Raw genomic sequence first — 16,197 nt, forward strand, 5'->3', positions numbered from 1 at the left:
TGAGGTGCTTGTGAAACTAATCAAGAGAATGCAGGAGCGTTACCACACATCGTTGGTGATCCTCCGAGAACTGGTGAAGACCGACTTCCAGCTTCGCTACCAGGGCTCGTTCCTGGGTATTGCATGGTCGGTGCTTAAGCCGCTGATGCTGTTCGTCGTCATGTATGTGGTGTTCGTCCGCTTCCTGAAGTTCACGGATGGCACGCCCACGTTCCCGCTGGTGCTGCTGCTGGGCATCAGCCTGTGGAACTTCTACGCCGAGGCCACCACCATGGGACTGGTCTCCATCGTGAACCGTGGCGATGTGTTACGTAAGGTGCATTTCCCGAACTACATCATCGTGGTGGCCGCCACCGTCGGTTCATTGATCAGCCTCGCCATCAACATGGGCGTGGTCATCGTGTTCTGCATCTTCAGCGGTCTGGTGCATTTCACATGGCGTGTGCTGCTGTTGCCATTCAACTTCATCGAGTTCTATGCGCTGGCACTGGGCTCCGCGCTGCTGCTTTCCGCGTTGAACGTGTACTTCCGTGACATTCAGCATATCTGGGAAGTGCTGCTGCAGATCTTCTTCTACGCGACGCCGATCATCTACCCGCTGAGCATGATTATCCAGCGCCTGGGGCCGGTTGATGGCGCCATCGTCACCAAGATGCTGTTGCTGAGTCCCCCGGCGCAGATCATTCAGGATATTCGCCATAACCTGATAGCGCCGGATACGACGCAAACGGTATGGACCGATGTCAATCATCTGTGGGTCCAGCTGATTCCGATCGCGATCACCGTGGTGCTGCTTGTGCTGGGCATCCATCTGTTCCGTAAATACAGCCAGAAGTTCGCGGAGGTGCTGTAAATGAGTGCTGCAACTGCAAACGATACCGCTGTTACCAAAACTGCCGCCGAGCTCGCGACCGAGAACGACAACAAGAAGGTCGTGCTCAAGGTCGACCATGTGGCCAAGTTCTTCAAGCTGCCGACCGAACAGGCGTCCGGTTTGAAACAGGCCCTCATTAACTGGACCAAGGGCATCAAGGGCTTCAAGATTCAGCATGTGCTGCGCGATATCTCCTTCGAGGTGCATGAAGGCGACTTCTTCGGCATCGTCGGTCGAAACGGCAGCGGCAAGTCCACTCTGCTGAAGCTGATTTCCCAGATTTACATGCCCGACGGCGGTTCCATCACCGTGAACGGCAAGCTCGTTCCGTTCATCGAGCTCGGTGTGGGCTTCAACCCCGAACTCACTGGCCGTGAGAACGTGTATCTCAACGGTGCTCTGCTGGGCTTCTCCCATGCCGAAATCGACGATATGTATGACGACATCGTCGAATTCGCCGAACTGGGTGAGTTCATGGACCAGAAGCTGAAGAACTACTCTTCCGGCATGCAGGTCCGTCTGGCGTTCTCCGTGGCCATCAAGGCGCAGGGCGACATCCTTGTGCTCGACGAGGTGCTCGCCGTCGGCGACGAATCCTTCCAGCGCAAGTGCGACAACTACTTCGCGCAGATCAAGAAGGATCCGAAGAAGACGGTCATCCTCGTGACCCACAGCATGGACGCGGTCAAGAAATACTGCAACAAGGCAATTCTCATCAAGGACGGCGAAATAGTCGAAAGCGGCAACAAGGACGACGTCGCCGATCGTTACACTCTGGAGAACCTCAAAGCCCAGGACAAGCAGCGTGTCAAGGATGACTTTGATCTCGGTCTTAACGAGCAGGTCCCGTCGATGAAAATCGAACCGGAGGGTTCGCCGCTGTGCGCCGACATCAGCAAGCCGTTCCGATTTACCGTCGAGTACGAATATAAAGAGAAGCGTGACCATTACGTGGCCCTTTCGCTTATCGATATCCGACGTGGCGGTACCACATACGACACCAAGGTGTTCCGTAAGGCATCGGAAGGCAAGCAGGTTCTGCATTGCTCGCTACCGTTGGATTTGTTCAGCAATGGTGACTTCCGTCTGGTCGCTGCTGTACGTGTGAAGGACGATATCCATCCCAAGTCCACGAAGATGGTTGCTTTCACCAACGATGCCAACTCATGCGTATTCTCCATTCGTGAGTCCGAAAATACGGAATACGCATTGCTGAACGATGATGCGATGTCCATCACCGTGGAGGAATCATGACGTTATCGGCGCCTTCGCAGGAAGTGACGGTCAAAGGGTATCTTGCCCATAATCTGGGGGATGATCTGTTCATGGATACGCTGTTTCGGCGGTATCCTGACGTCCGCTTTACTGTAGTCGCCGACGAGCCGTATCGGTTCTTCGAGAGCCGATACGGCAATGTCCGTCTCATTCCGCTTGGGACCGCCATACCTCGGCGACCGCTGCTGGGACTGATGTCTCGTATTGGTGGAGTGACTGTGTCTCCTGAAGTGCGTTTGCTGCTGGAAGACGTACACCGTACCCGAAATCTGGTGATGATTGGCGGATCGATGTATCAGCAGCAGCGAGATGAACAGCTGCAGAAGCAAATCCTCTTTGAAACGCGGCATCTGTATAAGACGCCCGATCATACTTTCGTTATTGGGGCGAATTTCGGCCCGTATTGGGCCGAGGATTATCGAGAAGCTTATCGACATATTTTCACGCAGTATTGCGATGACGTTTGTTTCCGTGACAAGTGGTCGAAGTCTCAGTTCCCGGATGTTGCCAATATCCGAACCGCCAGCGATGTGTTGTTTGCATTCCCGATGCCGAAATTGAAGAAGCGCAAGCAGGCGTTTTTCTCGGTTTGTGATTTGTCATTGCCAGGGAGGCCTGAGTCGCTTCGCTCAAAGGCTGATGAGTACGAGCAGTGGATTGCAGATATCGCTGAAAAACTGCATGCAAAGGGGTACTCGATTGTTTTCGGCGCATTCTGCACTCCGGAAAACGATGGGGCTGCCATCGGACGGATTCAGGAAATGCTGCGGGCAAGGGGAGTGAACAGCGAGAATATCATCTATCAGTATGATCAGGACCCTATGGTGAACGCCATCGCTTCTTCGGAGATTGTCGTTGCCACTCGGTTCCATGCGACCATTCTTGGCTTGATAGCTGGTTCCAAGGTGTTGCCGCTCATCTATAACGTCAAGACCGACAATATGCTGAATGATATTGCTCGGAATGGTATTCGACGTGTCGATTTGCTGAACGATATGCCGAAAAACTGGCCTCATGACGCTGATGAGATTATCGGTCTCCAACCGATCGATGTGAGCAAACAGCAACGGGATGCCGAATTGCAGTTTAAAGCGCTTGACGATTTTCTTGGCAGATAGGATGCGGCATATCTGACTTCATGAGGTAGGGAATGCACGGGATGAAGCTGTCTAAAGCGCAAATCATTTTAGGTATTATCTGTGGCTCCTGCATCGCTATCGGCAATGCAGGAGCCACGGGGGCGATATCCATACGTTCAGGCGTTTTGTGGATAGAGCTGTTTGCTTTTTCGGTAATAGCGGTATGCGGTTTTGTCTTGCTTCAATATGGTGTGCAACATCATTACCTATGTAAGGCACATGTTGCTGACGATGACGAGATTCCAGCATCGGAGCAGATGTTCCCCTCCAGAATACGCGCTGCCGTGCAAGCTCTTCCATGGTTTCAACTCACTGGATGGAGCATTGCGCTTTCGTGGATTGTCATTCTATTTTGCTGGCTGCCATATTTGGTGGCTCTGCATCCGGGAATCCTGTATTACGACACCGGACAGCAGATAGCCCAGTTTTTTGGCCGCCCGGCATGGTCTCATGCCGGTATACCGGTCGGCATGATTTGGGATCATCATCCTTGGTTTGACACTTATGCATTCGGATTGTTCGCCAAGCTGGGCACTGTATTAGGGAGCGCATCGCAAGGGTTGTTCCTGCTTTGCCTGCTGCAATGTGTGACGATGAGCCTTACTTTCGCAATCAGTCTTTCCTATATGCGGCAGCGATTTTCTGTCGGAGCGCCGATGTGCTCGACTATGCTGCTGTTCTATGCAGTGTTCCCTCTATTCCCGATTCTCTTCTGCACGGTAGTCAAGGATGTATTCCACGCTGTTTTCTTCCTGCCTTGGGTATTGATGTATGTGGAATCCTGGAAGTCGAGTTTGAGCTCATTGAAGCGTCCTTTCTTCCTCGTGGGTTTCTTCGCGCTTACTGTGCTCTCTGGCCTGACGACGAAAACCGGAGGAATCATCTGTCTGTTATCCGTCGGGATTCTGATATTCGTCAAGTCGGGATTGCGAAAGAGGATTCTGGCCGTCGCATTCTTGGCTGCATATATGGCAGTTACTTCAATAATTATCCCGATGGCACTTTTCCCTGCTTTAAAAATCGTAACTACTGATTCGAGTCAGTTCTTTGTGATACCGCTTCAAATGACAGCTCGATACGCGAAAGACAATCCGAACGAAGCGACATCAGATCAAATCGAAGCGATTAATTGCTTTTCGCAGGTTCGTTATCAAGATATGGCGAGCCAGTATCGCCCCTTCATAACTGATCCGGTTAGCGGTTTCACGATTCGTAATGCCGCATGTACTGGAGATTATGTCAAGGCTTGGCTCCAGCAGGGAATCACGCATCCTTCCTCATATATCAATGCGTTTGTTGCTCTGGAAGCCAGTTTCTTCTCCACCGACAGACCTGCGGTGGAGAATCCCACCTATATGGCTAATCCGCCATACGCAATGACCGGCAACCAGATGGATGTACAACTATCGACATCGGTCAATGAGAATTTGCTGGGGGACATCATTCCGACGGATGCTTATCCAAACACTGCGGTTAAGCAACTGTACGAGGGAATGAATCACATACCGGTATTGAACATACTGACATATCAGTCATTCTGGTCATGGATGTTGCCGATGGGCCTATTGGCTCTTCTGTGCTCTCGAAAAGTGCGTGTCCACGCTAAGGAAACTCGCCTATGGATTGTGTTTGGTCCATACTGGCTGTCTTTGTTGTCTCTTTACGCGGGGTCAACAGGGTTTTATATGTGATATATCATTGGGATGATTTATATTGCACCGGTGTTTGTGATGCTCACTAGCGCTTATATGGAAGATAGGTGCTAAATAAAGAATAAGAGAGCGTAGGAAGGTATCTGAAAACAGGCACGAATTCCGGCTACACTGTGATATGGATGCGGTGTTTGCTTTCACGGTTTCCTCGACACATTCCTGAGTAAATGCCGCATCTCTTTTTCCTCTTTTGTTTGTGCTCCTTACCCTTGTAGAGATTGTCTGGAGGGCGGGGGTATCCTCACCTTTGAGGATGAATTAGAGAATTAGACGAAAGGCTATTGACAGATGGTGTGTAAACGCACTGTTTCTCGGTTGGCGATAGGCCTAGCTGCCATGATGTTTATGACTCCTGTGACTCTGGCGGAACAGCCTGCTGCATGGGCGGGGGAAGTGCAGGAAGAGACAACTTCCACGGTTAGTCCTTCGATGGAGAGTTCTGCTTCCGATAATGAAGAATCATCTCGTTCTGATAACAGTTCCAGGACGAATGGTTCCTCTTTTGTGGATAATCAGACGGTGGAATCATCTAAAGATAATTCATCTGATTCGGCTGCAGAATCAACGGAAAACGATGAAGAGAATCCCACTAATGAATCTTCTACGAATACCAGTGAAATGAAGGCTCAGAACTCGTGGGCTGATATCACGGGATTTAATAGTGCGTATACCAAATATGTGAATGAACTGACTAGTCGACTCGCATCCGCGTGCGGTAACGCGACTGGATGTAAAGTCGCAGGATTGAAGGATAACGGCGTTGTTTCCGTCAAATCCGGATATCAGGGCGCATACTCGGCGGATGCCGCAGGTGGCATTATCACAACGTCCTCTGATACTTCGCCTCAGGCAGCCACGACATACAAGTTCACAGTTCGTCCAAACCATACAGGTAAGTTTTCCATTCGTAATGCTGGTACTGTGAGCGGAACCCGTCCTTCTTTCATTATTGCAGCGCACGGTCAGTTCGGTAACAACGAAGCTCAATCCGATTATGCATATGCTGGTTACCTCGGCGACCAAAAGAATGGTGTTAAGTTTGCTTCTGCAGGGGATTTCTCTTCGTGGCTAAATAGCGCTTCGCATGGTGACTACTTCCTAGGTAACAAGTCAACGACATTGTGTGCTGCCGGCCGCTGCCAAGGTGGTGCCAACTCTGAAAGCAACTGGGTGTTCTTCAACAATGGAACGAAAAGCACTATTACGGTTGCCGTTGTGCTGACTGCGCGAGGCTCGGGTAACGCTGCAAAGCTGACAGTAAAGTACACCGAACTGAACAATGCTGATGCCGTACCGGTATATCGTCTCTATCATCGCGGTGCAGACCGTCATCTATATACCGTGAACCGGAATGAATATAATACGCTTCAGCGTAGGGGATGGAGAAGCGAGGGGGTTTCCTTCAAGGCTTCGAAAACGGGAACCCCTGTTTATCGTCTATATTTCGGACACTATCATCTTCACCTGTACACGGCAAACAAGTATGAGTACAACTCATTGCAAAAAAAGGGTTGGCGTGGAGAAGGCATTGCTTTCCGCTATGCCGCTGATGGTCTCAATGATGTGTATAGGTTGAATAATCCGTACACCCGAGAACACATATACACTTCGTATAACGAATACCGTCTCCTTGGACTCAGAACCAAGTGGCAGCAGGAACATATCGCTTGGAGTTCGCTATGACGGGCCAGCGAGTCAAGCATAAGGACAATCGGTCAAAACGCCACAGGCTGTATTGGGGTCTTGCGTCTGTGATTGTTCTTGCGCTTATCATCGGCTTCGTCGTTTGGAAGGGCGTTCCTTACGTACAAGAGAAGCGTGCTGAGGCCGCGGCTCCGGCCTTGGTCTCGAAGGTTGACTCCGAATGCAATCCGGACGTGGAATTCAGCGAAACAGCCTACGACAAAGAGATCATGGTCACGGAGGATGGCGGCAAATCCATGACGTTGCTCTCCGGCAAGGACTCCTCGAAAAAGACGTTGGACTGCATGTTGACCAAGTACGGTATGCCTGACGACCTGAAGCAGAAAATCCTCGACGCCAAGATGGACGACGGGCTGAAGACCGAACGGTGGAACGGCATGAACGTCACTTGGATCTATAACAACAATACTGGTCTGCAAGTCACACTTGAAACCCTGAACGACAAATAAGAGCTTGGATATTTTATAAGGAATTCGTATGCGTTTACAGTGGCTATATAAGCAAACAAAACGACGGACTTCGGCGATTGTCGTATTCGTTGTCTCCCTCGCTCTACTCATTCCGATGGGTCTTATCGGTACGGTTTCAGTATCAGCTGCTGGCGTCACCGTTGGCAGCGGCGCTACCGCTGCCGCTACTGGCTGGCAGAAGATTGGTGGCGACTGGTTCTACCTTGACCAGGGTGTGCCGCTGAAGGGTGAACAGACCATCGGAGGAGATTCATACTATTTCACGACAGATACCGGCGTTCGGTACTCGGGCTGGCGAAAGCTTTCCAACGGTCGTTATGTATTTTATGGTGGTGACGGCAAGAAATACAACGGCGGTAAAGAAGTGAAGATTGGTAGTGCCTGGTATTATCTCGAGCCTAAGACTGGGTATCGCCATACTGGGTGGGCACGTTTGAGCAGTCAGACGTATAAGTACTATGCGCCCGATGGCCGTCGACTTACGAGTACTCATATGATTAATGGACGTCGTTATTGGTTTGATTCCACTGGTGCAACCGATAAGTACGGCTGGCAGAATCCTCCGCAGTATTTCCAAGTCAGTAGGCGTTCGGTGAAGTTCAACCGACCTGCACCGTGGAACTATGCTACGCCTTCCCGACTTCGTGTCGATGCGAATCGCAACGAGGCGGTTGAGGTAATGATTCGTCGTGCTTACGAATACATGGGTACTCCATATATCTGGAACTATGCCCTGGCACCGGGGCAGGGCGTTGATTGCGCCGGCCTGGTTATGCAGTCGCTGTATGCGACCGGTATGAACCTTGACGGCTACAATCCATACAACCATTGGTATGATCCGTACCACAGCCATGACGCTAATAACATGGCTGCGGATAAGCGATTCCAGCATGTGTCTCTTGAAGCTCGTAAGCGTGGAGACCTCATTTTCTACACTGGGCATGTCGCTATTTATCTTGGGAACAATCAGGTAATTGAAGCCTATGTCCCGAGAGTCCGTGTCGCCAACATCTTCGACGGTGGGCGTAGGCCTACGGCTATTGCCCGTCCGTTCGTCTGATAGGTAGTTCGATCTGGAATGAGAGTGGCGGGGTGCAGACAGTTGCCTGCACCCCGCCACTTTTTGTAATCGTCGAATACGACGTTGACTCGGGCCCCTACTTCATCCCCTTCACCTTGCGGTCGTAGATATGCTTTTCGAAGAGGCGGATCTTCTGGAGCATGGCGCAGCGCAGACGTTGGATGGGGGAGAGACGGCCGAGAAGTTCTCGCATTTCCGCACAATCAATCTCGTACTGACGCTGGCTCTCAGGGTCTGCAAAGTCTGGTGCGGTGCGTTCCTCGGCCGCGGAACCGACCAGCGTGTAGTAGCTGCGGGCCGGTGTTACGTCTTCGGACAGCGCATGACGGAAGTTGGCGATACCGGCGGCCACGTTGTCGTGGTAGAAGCCAAAGCTGCGTTCGACATGGGTGACGGACTCCGACGACTGCAGCCAGTAGTAGAGCACGGCATCCACGTCCACCACCTTGGCCATACGAGAGTAGAGTTTGCCGGCCACCATCACATCCTGCGCGTACATGCCCTCGGGGAACCTGATGCCGTCCCACAGTTCGCGGCGGTAGAGGCGGCACCAATTGGCTTCGTTGAAATATCGGGCCTCGGTATGGCGGCCGAGCGCGCTGCCGATCAGGCGCAGCGACTTGCAGAACACGGTCTGGTAGGCGCGCAGCGGATTGCGGAACACGGTCGTCGTCTCCGGCGGTTCGGCGCCGACTGCGGCTTGCGCCACGGTGTCGGTGATCTGCGAGACGCCGATTTGCTGCCAACGGGCCTTGCTCATCGCCGCGCCCGTGGACTCCAGCGCGTGCAGCAGCAGATCGATGTTGCGGCGGTCGAGAATGTCGTCGTTGTCGGCGAACGCGATATACGCGCCGGTAGCGGCGTCAAGGCCGGCGTTCTGCGCCTTCGCGATACCGCCGTTCTCCTGGTGGATCACACGCACGCGCCCATCGCGAGCCGCGTACTCATCGCAGATCGCGCCCGACGAGTCCTTTGCGCCGTCATCCACCAGAATGATCTCCAGATTCCTATACGACTGTCCGACGATGGAATCCAGGCAGTATCGCAGATACTTCTCCGCGTTGTACACCGGCACGATGATGCTCACGAGTTCATTCGACATGACCACCAGTCTACTGGTCGCGCGGAATCGCTTAGGGTTGCGTGTGGGCAGCCTCTAGGCGATTCCGCACGATGGGCACAATGACAAGGGGCATATAGGGAATTAAATTCCCGCCTTTATGCACCCTTCATATGCCCCATATAAACCCTTCGTGACGTAATCACACCACGAATCGCACATACGTGCGGTCGTCGAATGACTCCATCGTGGGGGAGAAGCTCTTGGTGTCCTTGAATTCGCGGATGAGCAGCGGATCCTTCTGACGCAGGCGCAGCAGTTCGGTTTCGGAATCGTCGAGCGTGGGGCACAGGATCGGGTAGCCGTCGCTGGCGAGCACCACCTCGTCGCCGGGATGCACGGGCACCGCATGGACCGGGTATTCCGGGTCGGTGAAGCCGTCGAACACGAAATACCCGTATTCGCCGCGCTGGTTGGCGAAGTTCGCCTGCATCTTCAGGAACGGCATGATGGCGTCACGGCCGGGGTCTGCGAACACCGCGGTGGACGTGACCGCCGACAGCGGCACCGCGTCGGCCACTCCCACGCCGACGCCGCTGGCCTTGGCGGCGTCCTGCGCCTGGAACACGAAACTGCGCAGTTCGGCCAGCAGCAGGTCCACCTTCTTCATCGTGGGGATGCGCTTGCCGTTGACCATCGCCAGACAGTCGCCGAACAGCCAGATCTCATGCTGCGCCTCGCTGTAGACGACCATGTTCGCCTGAAGGCGTTCCGTGGGATGCTGACGGAAGAAGTCGGGGGAGAGCGGCGACGCCTCATAACGGTCGTGCAGTGCGGAGTCGAGCCGCTGCTGCATCGCGCGCATGGCTGCGGGGGCGTTTGACGTGAGCTGTGCGTTCGGCCACGCGTACGGCGACGGCTGCGACTGCACGATCTGCTCCAACGCGGCCAGCAGCGTATCCTTCGCCACCACGCCCGGTGTGGGCATCCAGATGCGTTCCGACGCCTTGCTGGTCACGCCGTCGACCACGGCCACAAAGCCGCCGCCTATGAAATAGCCATCCTCGTTGAGCGATTGATCACGGTGCTTACCGTGCGTAAACTCCTCAATGATGTTCATAATCCTCCATTGTGGCACGCAGCCGGGAGTATATTACTCGATTTCGAGTTCGACGATGAGCGCGCGATGGTCGGTGCGGGGGATTTTCGCCGAATGCGCCGACTTCGCGACTATGCCGCTCGTATGCAGCACGTGGTCGATTTCAATAAGCGCCGGGAACGTGGGCCAGCTGGCCGGGAACGTGTTGTTCCAGCCGCGATGCAGCTCCAACGACGAATCGGCAAGGCCGGAGCCCTGACGCAGCGCATCGCGGAAACTGGGATGATAGACGCTCGAATTAAGGTCGCCGAGCACCACGGCCGCGCAATGCGCCGCCGTGGAATACTGCTTCGGGATACCGTTCGCGTCGGTCGGCAGCTTGACGTTGTTCGTCGTTCCGGAGGCTGCGCCGGCGGCGTTGCACTTGTCCGCGCGGATGGCGAACCGGCCGAGGGCGCGCACGCCGTCGCTCCAGTCCTGTCCGCTGCGCGGCGGCGACTTCGGATGCACGGATGCGAACTCCACGATCTGGCTGCCGAGCCGCACTCTGGCCACGGGGGCCGCTGCGGCGCTGATGTTCACCGACTCATCGGAGAAATCCATCGGCTCGAAACGCATGAACAATGCGTTCGAGCCGGCATTGTCGTCGGGCCGCGACTTGCCCAGCACCCGATACGGCAGCTCGTCGTCGATATGCGAGACTTCAAGACGATGGATGAGATCGTCGTTCACCTCCTGAACGGCAAGCAGATCGATACGCTCCTGCTTCACCAGATGCATGATGGTGCCGGTATCCGCACGGCCGTAACGGGTGTTGAGCGTCATCACGCGAATGGTTCGCGAGGCTTGTGACGGCGTCGATGATTGCGAGCCGGACGGCATGGACGGCGACGTAGTCGATGCGGCGTCGGCGCCGTCATCGACGGTCGTTGCCGACGCCGACGTTGTGCTCGTCGTTACGGTCGTTGTTGCTGTCGTCGTTGCGACCGACTGTCGGGGGATGCCGAGCATCGTCGTCACCGCGGCCGGCATCGGCATGATGTACGCCGCCTGCCACAGCAGCTGCACGACCAACAAAACGATGGCCATCACGCACTGCGGCCACAGGCGCAGTACGGCGGCGAGCGCCAGCAGCAGCACGATCGGCACGATGAGCAGCGGGATTAGCGCGATGACCTCGGGCAGCGGACGATGCCGGTCCGCGCTGGCCGGCAGGTATTTCAACGTCATCCATAGCGCGATGACGGCGAGCAGAATCCAAAGAATCACGATATGGCTCCTTGACGTGGATGATCTTGACGTGGATGATGCGGACGGCTGGCGGCGACGGGATGATGATTGCTGTGACTTGGGCATGATGGCGTGCTAAAGCAGACAGCTCCCCTCCATTGGGAGGGGAGCCGAGGTGATGTCGCCGAATCCGCCGGAATTCACATCGAATTGCCGATGAATTCGGCGACGTATGCGGGGGGGGGTCAGCGGCCGCCGAAGAGTCCGCCGAGGCCGCCGCCGAGGTTCGGGGGAAGTTCGGGCATGCCGTTCTCACCCATCTGCAGGCCGGCGGGAAGCGCGGGGTTCTGCGGCTTCTTCTGGAACGCCGAGCCGCTGCCCTTGGAGCCCGAGGGCTTGCCGGAAAGGCGTTCGCGCAATGCCCTCTCCTCGGCCTCGCGCTTCATCGGGTTGCCGGACTTGCCGCCCTTCTTCTTGCCCTTCTTGCCCTTGCGGTTGCTCTTCGTGCCGCCGGGGCCGCCCATGCCGGGGATGCCGCGCGAGCCGTTGCTCATGCGCTTCATCATTTTCGCGGCCTGCTCGAATCGCTGCAGCAGGCCGTTCACCGCGGAGACGGTGTTGCCGGAACCGTAGGCGATGCGGGCGCGACGCGAGCCGTCGATGATCTTCGGGTTGCGACGCTCCTCGGGGGTCATCGACTGGATGATGGCCTCGGTGCGGTCGACCTCCTTCTCGTCGAACATCTCGAGTTCCTTGCGATGCGCCGCCATGCCCGGGATCATGCCGAGCAGGTTCTTCATCGGACCGAGCTTGCGCACCTGCTGCAGCTGGTCGAGGAAGTCGTCCAGACCGAAGCTGCCGTCGGAGATCTTCGTGGCGGCCTTGCGGGCCTCCTCCTCGTCGAACTCCTTCTGCGCCTGCTCGATGAGGGTGAGGATGTCGCCCATGTCGAGGATGCGGGAGGCCATGCGGTCGGGGTGGAACACCTCGAAGTCCTTGAGGCCCTCGCCGTTCGAGGCGAACAGGATCGGCTTGCCGGTCACGCTCGCCACGGACAGTGCGGCACCGCCTCGGGCGTCGCCATCAAGCTTGGAGAGCACCACGCCGGTGAAGTCCACGCCCTCGTCGAACGCCTTCGCGGTCTTCACCGCGTCCTGACCGATCATCGCGTCAATGACGAACAGGATCTCGTTCGGCTGCACGGCGTCGCGGATGTCGCGCGCCTGCTTCATCAGCACGTCGTCCACGCCAAGGCGGCCGGCGGTATCGATGATCACCGTGTCGTACAGCTTCTCCTTGGCCAGCGTGATGGAATCGCGGGCCACCTTCACCGGGTCGCCGGTAGTCTGGTCGGGGGAGGCCACATCGTCGCCGTCGGCCTGCACGCCCGGTTCGGGGGCGTACACGGGGACGCCGGCGCGCTCGCCCACCACCTGCAGCTGGGTGACGGCGTTCGGGCGCTGAAGATCGGCGGCCACGAGCAGCGGCGTGTGGCCGGCGTCCTTGAGCCAGTAGCCGAGCTTGCCGGCCAGCGTGGTCTTACCGGCACCCTGCAGACCGGCGAGCATGATGATCGTCGGCGGGTTCTTCGCGAAGTTCAGCGGACGATCGACGCCGGCGCCGAGGATGTTCGTCAGCTCGTCGTTGACGATGGACACCACCTGCTGCGCCGGGTTCAGCGCCTGGGAGACCTCGGCGCCCAGCGCGCGCTCGCGCACCTTGGCGGTGAAGGAACGCACCACGTCGAGCGCCACATCGGCGTCGAGCAGTGCACGGCGGATTTCGCGGATCGTGCCGTCGATATCCGCTTCGGAAAGCTTGCCCTTCGAGCGCAGGTTCTTGAACGCGCCCGAAAGTCGGTCAGTCAAAGAAGTAAAAGCAGCCATAATGACCCCAAGTCTACCGATGCGGCGGGAAAAGCGGTATAGGGAGGGGACGACCAGATTGCAGGCTGCGATGATCGCGGCGATAGCGCGGTCTCGCGGGGCCGCCGTGGCCACAAGGAATGTGAAGGACTTCGAAGGAACCGGCGTAGACGTGGTGAATCCGTGGGGGAGTACGGCTGAATAGACGGTCGACTCCCCTCAGTCGGCTGTGCCGACAGCTCCCCTCAATCCTGAGGGGAGCCGAAACGATGGATGACGTTCATTGCCTATGGCCCTCTCTGCGAGAGGGGCTGTGGCGGATATGGTGAACTCGTGGAAGGTGCGGCTGAGTAAGTGTTTGGCTCCCCTCAAGGTTGAGGGGAGCTGGCCGCCGGAGGCGGACTGAGGGGAGTTGAATACTGGTTGGGCTGGGACGTGTGGCTCCCAGACCCAACCAGTATTCAACTACTCGACCTGTTCGCTGAGCTCCATCCACTCGGTTTCGAGGTCGTCGCTTTCCGAGGAGATGGCCTGCATCTGCTCGTTGAGCTTGTTCAGGCCCTCGAAGTCCGTGGGGTCGTGGGCCGCCATCTGCTCCTCGAGCTTGCCCTTCTGCTCTTCGAGCTTGGCAAGCTTGCGTTCGATGGCCGAGATGCGCCGCGTGACCTGATGGTATTCCTTGCCCGACAGCTTCGGCTTGGCGTCGGCCGAATCGTCGACGGCAGCGTCCGCGCCGTTGCCGTCTGAAGCCGTGCCGTTGCCTCCCTTGCCGTTGCCGCTCTTGCCTGAGGTGCCATCCGTGCCGAAGACGGCCTCCACGCCCTCCTTCTGCATGCGTTCGACCATATCGAGATAGTCCTGCACGCCGCCGGGCAGATGCCGCACCTTGCCGTTGAGCAGCGCGAACTGCTGGTCGGTCACACGCTCGAGCAGGTACCGGTCGTGGGAGACCACGATCAGCGTGCCCGGCCAGGTGTCGAGCAGGTCCTCCATCACGGCGAGCATATCGGTGTCGAGGTCGTTGCCGGGCTCGTCCATGATGAGCACGTTCGGCTCGTCCAGCAGGATCAGCAGCAGCTGCATACGGCGCTTCTGACCGCCGGAAAGGTCTCGGATCGGCGTCATCAGCTGGGCGGAGGAGAAGCCAAGGCGCTCCATCAGCTGACCGGGCGTCACCTCCTTGCCGTCCACGATGTAGCTCGGCTTGTAGCGGCTCAGCACTTCCTTGATCTTGTACTTGCCCAGCTTCTCCAACTCGTCAAGCCTTTGCGAAAGCACCGCGAACTTCACGGTCTTGCCGATGTTCACATGGCCTACGGTCGGGGTGATCGAGCCGTCGATGAGCTTGAGCAGCGTGGACTTGCCGGCGCCGTTCGCGCCGACGATGCCGATGCGGTCGCCCGGGCCGATAAGCCACGTCACATCGTCGAGGATCTTACGGCCCGAAACGGTCACGCGCTGCGCGGCCGACGTGACCTCCGGCTTCACCTTCACCTCGGCCACGCCCTGCTTGCGCGCCAGGGCCTCGGCCTCGGTGCGCGCCTTCTCCGCGGCGGCGATGGCCTCGGGGATGCCGGCGTCCACCAGACGCGAATCGGCGAGCGTGTCGACTGCCACCTCGACCGAACCATGCGGCTGCGGCTCCGCATACATGGCGGTCACGAAGTCCTCGGTCGTCTCGGCGCCATCGGTTTGGGCTGCGTCGGCGTTCGACGTGGGCTTGGCGAAGATCTGGGTGACGTCGACGAGGTCGACCACCTGCTTGCCCAGACGCGACGTCGCCATCTGCTTCAATTCGAGCGTATTGCGCACCGGGGGCACGTCGGCAATCAGCTCGCGCGCGGCCTTCACGTGGAACTTCTGCTTCGTCGAACGCGCACGCGCGCCACGGGTCAGCCACGCCAGCTCCTTGCGGGCCAGGTTGCGGCGCTTCGTCTCGCGCACATCCGCCTGACGGTCGCGTTCCACACGTTGCAGCATGTACGCCGAATAGCCGCCCTCGAACGGGTCGATCACACCGTCGTGCACCTCCCACATCGACTCGCACACCTCGTCGAGGAACCAACGGTCGTGCGTCACCAGCAGCAGGGCGCCCTGCCCCTTGGCCCAGCGGTTCTTCAGATGTTCGGCCAGCCAATGGATCGTGACCACGTCCAGATGGTTCGTCGGCTCGTCAAGCGCGAGGATGTCCCAATCCTTCAGCAGCAGACGGGCGAGGTCGGCGCGGCGGCGCTGGCCGCCGGAGAGTGATCCGACGCGTGCGTTCAGGTCGATGCCGCCCAGCAGCGCCTCCACGATCTCGCGCGATTTCGTCTCCGCGGCCCACTCGTAGTCCTCGCGGCCCTCAAGTGCGGCCTCGCGCACGGTGGCGTCGTCGTCAAGCGGGTCGCGCTGGTCGAGCATGCCGAACGTCAGTCCGCCGCGAATGGTCACGCGGCCCGAATCCGGCTCCATCGTGCCGTTGAACAGGTGCAGCAGCGTGGATTTTCCATCGCCGTTCCTGCCGACGATGCCAATGCGGTCGCCTTCGAAGACGCCCTGCGTCACATCGGTGAAAATGGTCTTCGTGGCGAAAGCGAGCGAAACGTGTTCAAGTCCCAGGTCATAAATCGGCATAAGCGCCAATCTACCGCCAAGCGACGTCAAACCCTCCATTGACGGATTTGTGGGTCTAATACATACGCGAGG

At 57.2% G+C, this 16,197-nt stretch carries 11 protein-coding genes and 2 pseudogenes; 7 read left to right on the top strand and 6 right to left on the bottom strand.

All coding sequences use genetic code 11. The features are described 5' to 3' along the window. The first annotated feature begins 28 nt into the window (after positions 1 to 28). The 7 genes from GFD18_RS05025 (at position 29) to GFD18_RS05055 (ending at position 8,234) form a co-directional block, all read left to right on the top strand. The gene (locus GFD18_RS05025; protein ID WP_163198951.1) at positions 29 to 853 is read left to right on the top strand and encodes an ABC transporter permease; all 825 of its coding nucleotides are present in this window, start codon (positions 29 to 31) and stop codon (positions 851 to 853) included. Next, positions 854 to 2,128: an ABC transporter ATP-binding protein gene (locus tag GFD18_RS05030; protein ID WP_163198464.1), complete on the top strand. Its 1,275-nt coding sequence runs from the start codon at positions 854 to 856 to the stop codon at positions 2,126 to 2,128. Then, positions 2,125 to 3,267 carry a polysaccharide pyruvyl transferase family protein gene (locus GFD18_RS05035; protein ID WP_163198462.1) on the top strand — a complete coding sequence of 381 codons (1,143 nt, stop codon included), beginning with the start codon at positions 2,125 to 2,127 and terminating at the stop codon, positions 3,265 to 3,267. The genes GFD18_RS05030 and GFD18_RS05035 overlap by 4 nt, the downstream gene beginning before the upstream one ends. A 41-nt stretch (positions 3,268 to 3,308) precedes the next feature. Beyond that, on the top strand, positions 3,309 to 4,979 hold the full coding sequence (locus GFD18_RS05040; RefSeq protein WP_163198460.1) for a DUF6020 family protein: 1,671 nt from the start codon (positions 3,309 to 3,311) through the stop codon (positions 4,977 to 4,979). Between the two features lie 366 nt (positions 4,980 to 5,345). Continuing rightward, positions 5,346 to 6,683 carry a hypothetical protein gene (locus tag GFD18_RS05045; RefSeq protein ID WP_163228257.1) on the top strand — a complete coding sequence of 446 codons (1,338 nt, stop codon included), beginning with the start codon at positions 5,346 to 5,348 and terminating at the stop codon, positions 6,681 to 6,683. Continuing rightward, entirely contained in the window at positions 6,680 to 7,153 is a 474-nt protein-coding gene (locus GFD18_RS05050) for a hypothetical protein (RefSeq protein WP_163198456.1), read from the top strand. The genes GFD18_RS05045 and GFD18_RS05050 overlap by 4 nt, the downstream gene beginning before the upstream one ends. A 28-nt stretch (positions 7,154 to 7,181) precedes the next feature. Further along, positions 7,182 to 8,234, top strand: coding sequence for a C40 family peptidase (locus GFD18_RS05055; protein ID WP_163198454.1), 1,053 nt, complete (start codon positions 7,182 to 7,184; stop codon positions 8,232 to 8,234). Between the two features lie 97 nt (positions 8,235 to 8,331). On the opposite strand, the gene GFD18_RS05060 is transcribed toward GFD18_RS05055, so the two are convergent. The 6 genes and pseudogenes from GFD18_RS05060 to GFD18_RS11430 form a co-directional block, all read right to left on the bottom strand. Next, positions 8,332 to 9,357 carry a glycosyltransferase family 2 protein gene (locus tag GFD18_RS05060; protein ID WP_163198452.1) on the bottom strand — a complete coding sequence of 342 codons (1,026 nt, stop codon included), beginning with the start codon at positions 9,355 to 9,357 and terminating at the stop codon, positions 8,332 to 8,334. A gap of 160 nt (positions 9,358 to 9,517) precedes the next feature. Beyond that, entirely contained in the window at positions 9,518 to 10,435 is a 918-nt protein-coding gene (locus GFD18_RS05065; protein ID WP_163198450.1) for a hypothetical protein, read from the bottom strand. Positions 10,436 to 10,468: 33 nt separating this feature from the next. Then, positions 10,469 to 11,683 carry an endonuclease/exonuclease/phosphatase family protein gene (locus GFD18_RS05070; protein WP_163198448.1) on the bottom strand — a complete coding sequence of 405 codons (1,215 nt, stop codon included), beginning with the start codon at positions 11,681 to 11,683 and terminating at the stop codon, positions 10,469 to 10,471. A gap of 206 nt (positions 11,684 to 11,889) precedes the next feature. Then, positions 11,890 to 13,530 carry a signal recognition particle protein gene (gene ffh / locus GFD18_RS05075; protein WP_163198446.1) on the bottom strand — a complete coding sequence of 547 codons (1,641 nt, stop codon included), beginning with the start codon at positions 13,528 to 13,530 and terminating at the stop codon, positions 11,890 to 11,892. Positions 13,531 to 13,974: 444 nt separating this feature from the next. Next, positions 13,975 to 14,985 (bottom strand): annotated as a pseudogene (locus GFD18_RS11425) (ATP-binding cassette domain-containing protein); the annotation flags it as partial. Positions 14,986 to 15,030: 45 nt separating this feature from the next. Next, positions 15,031 to 16,125, bottom strand: a pseudogene (locus GFD18_RS11430) (ABC-F family ATP-binding cassette domain-containing protein); the annotation flags it as partial. Positions 16,126 to 16,197 lie beyond the last annotated feature (72 nt).

The organism is Bifidobacterium saimiriisciurei (genome assembly GCF_010667655.1).
Classification (GTDB): Bacteria; Actinomycetota; Actinomycetes; order Actinomycetales; family Bifidobacteriaceae; genus Galliscardovia; species Galliscardovia saimiriisciurei.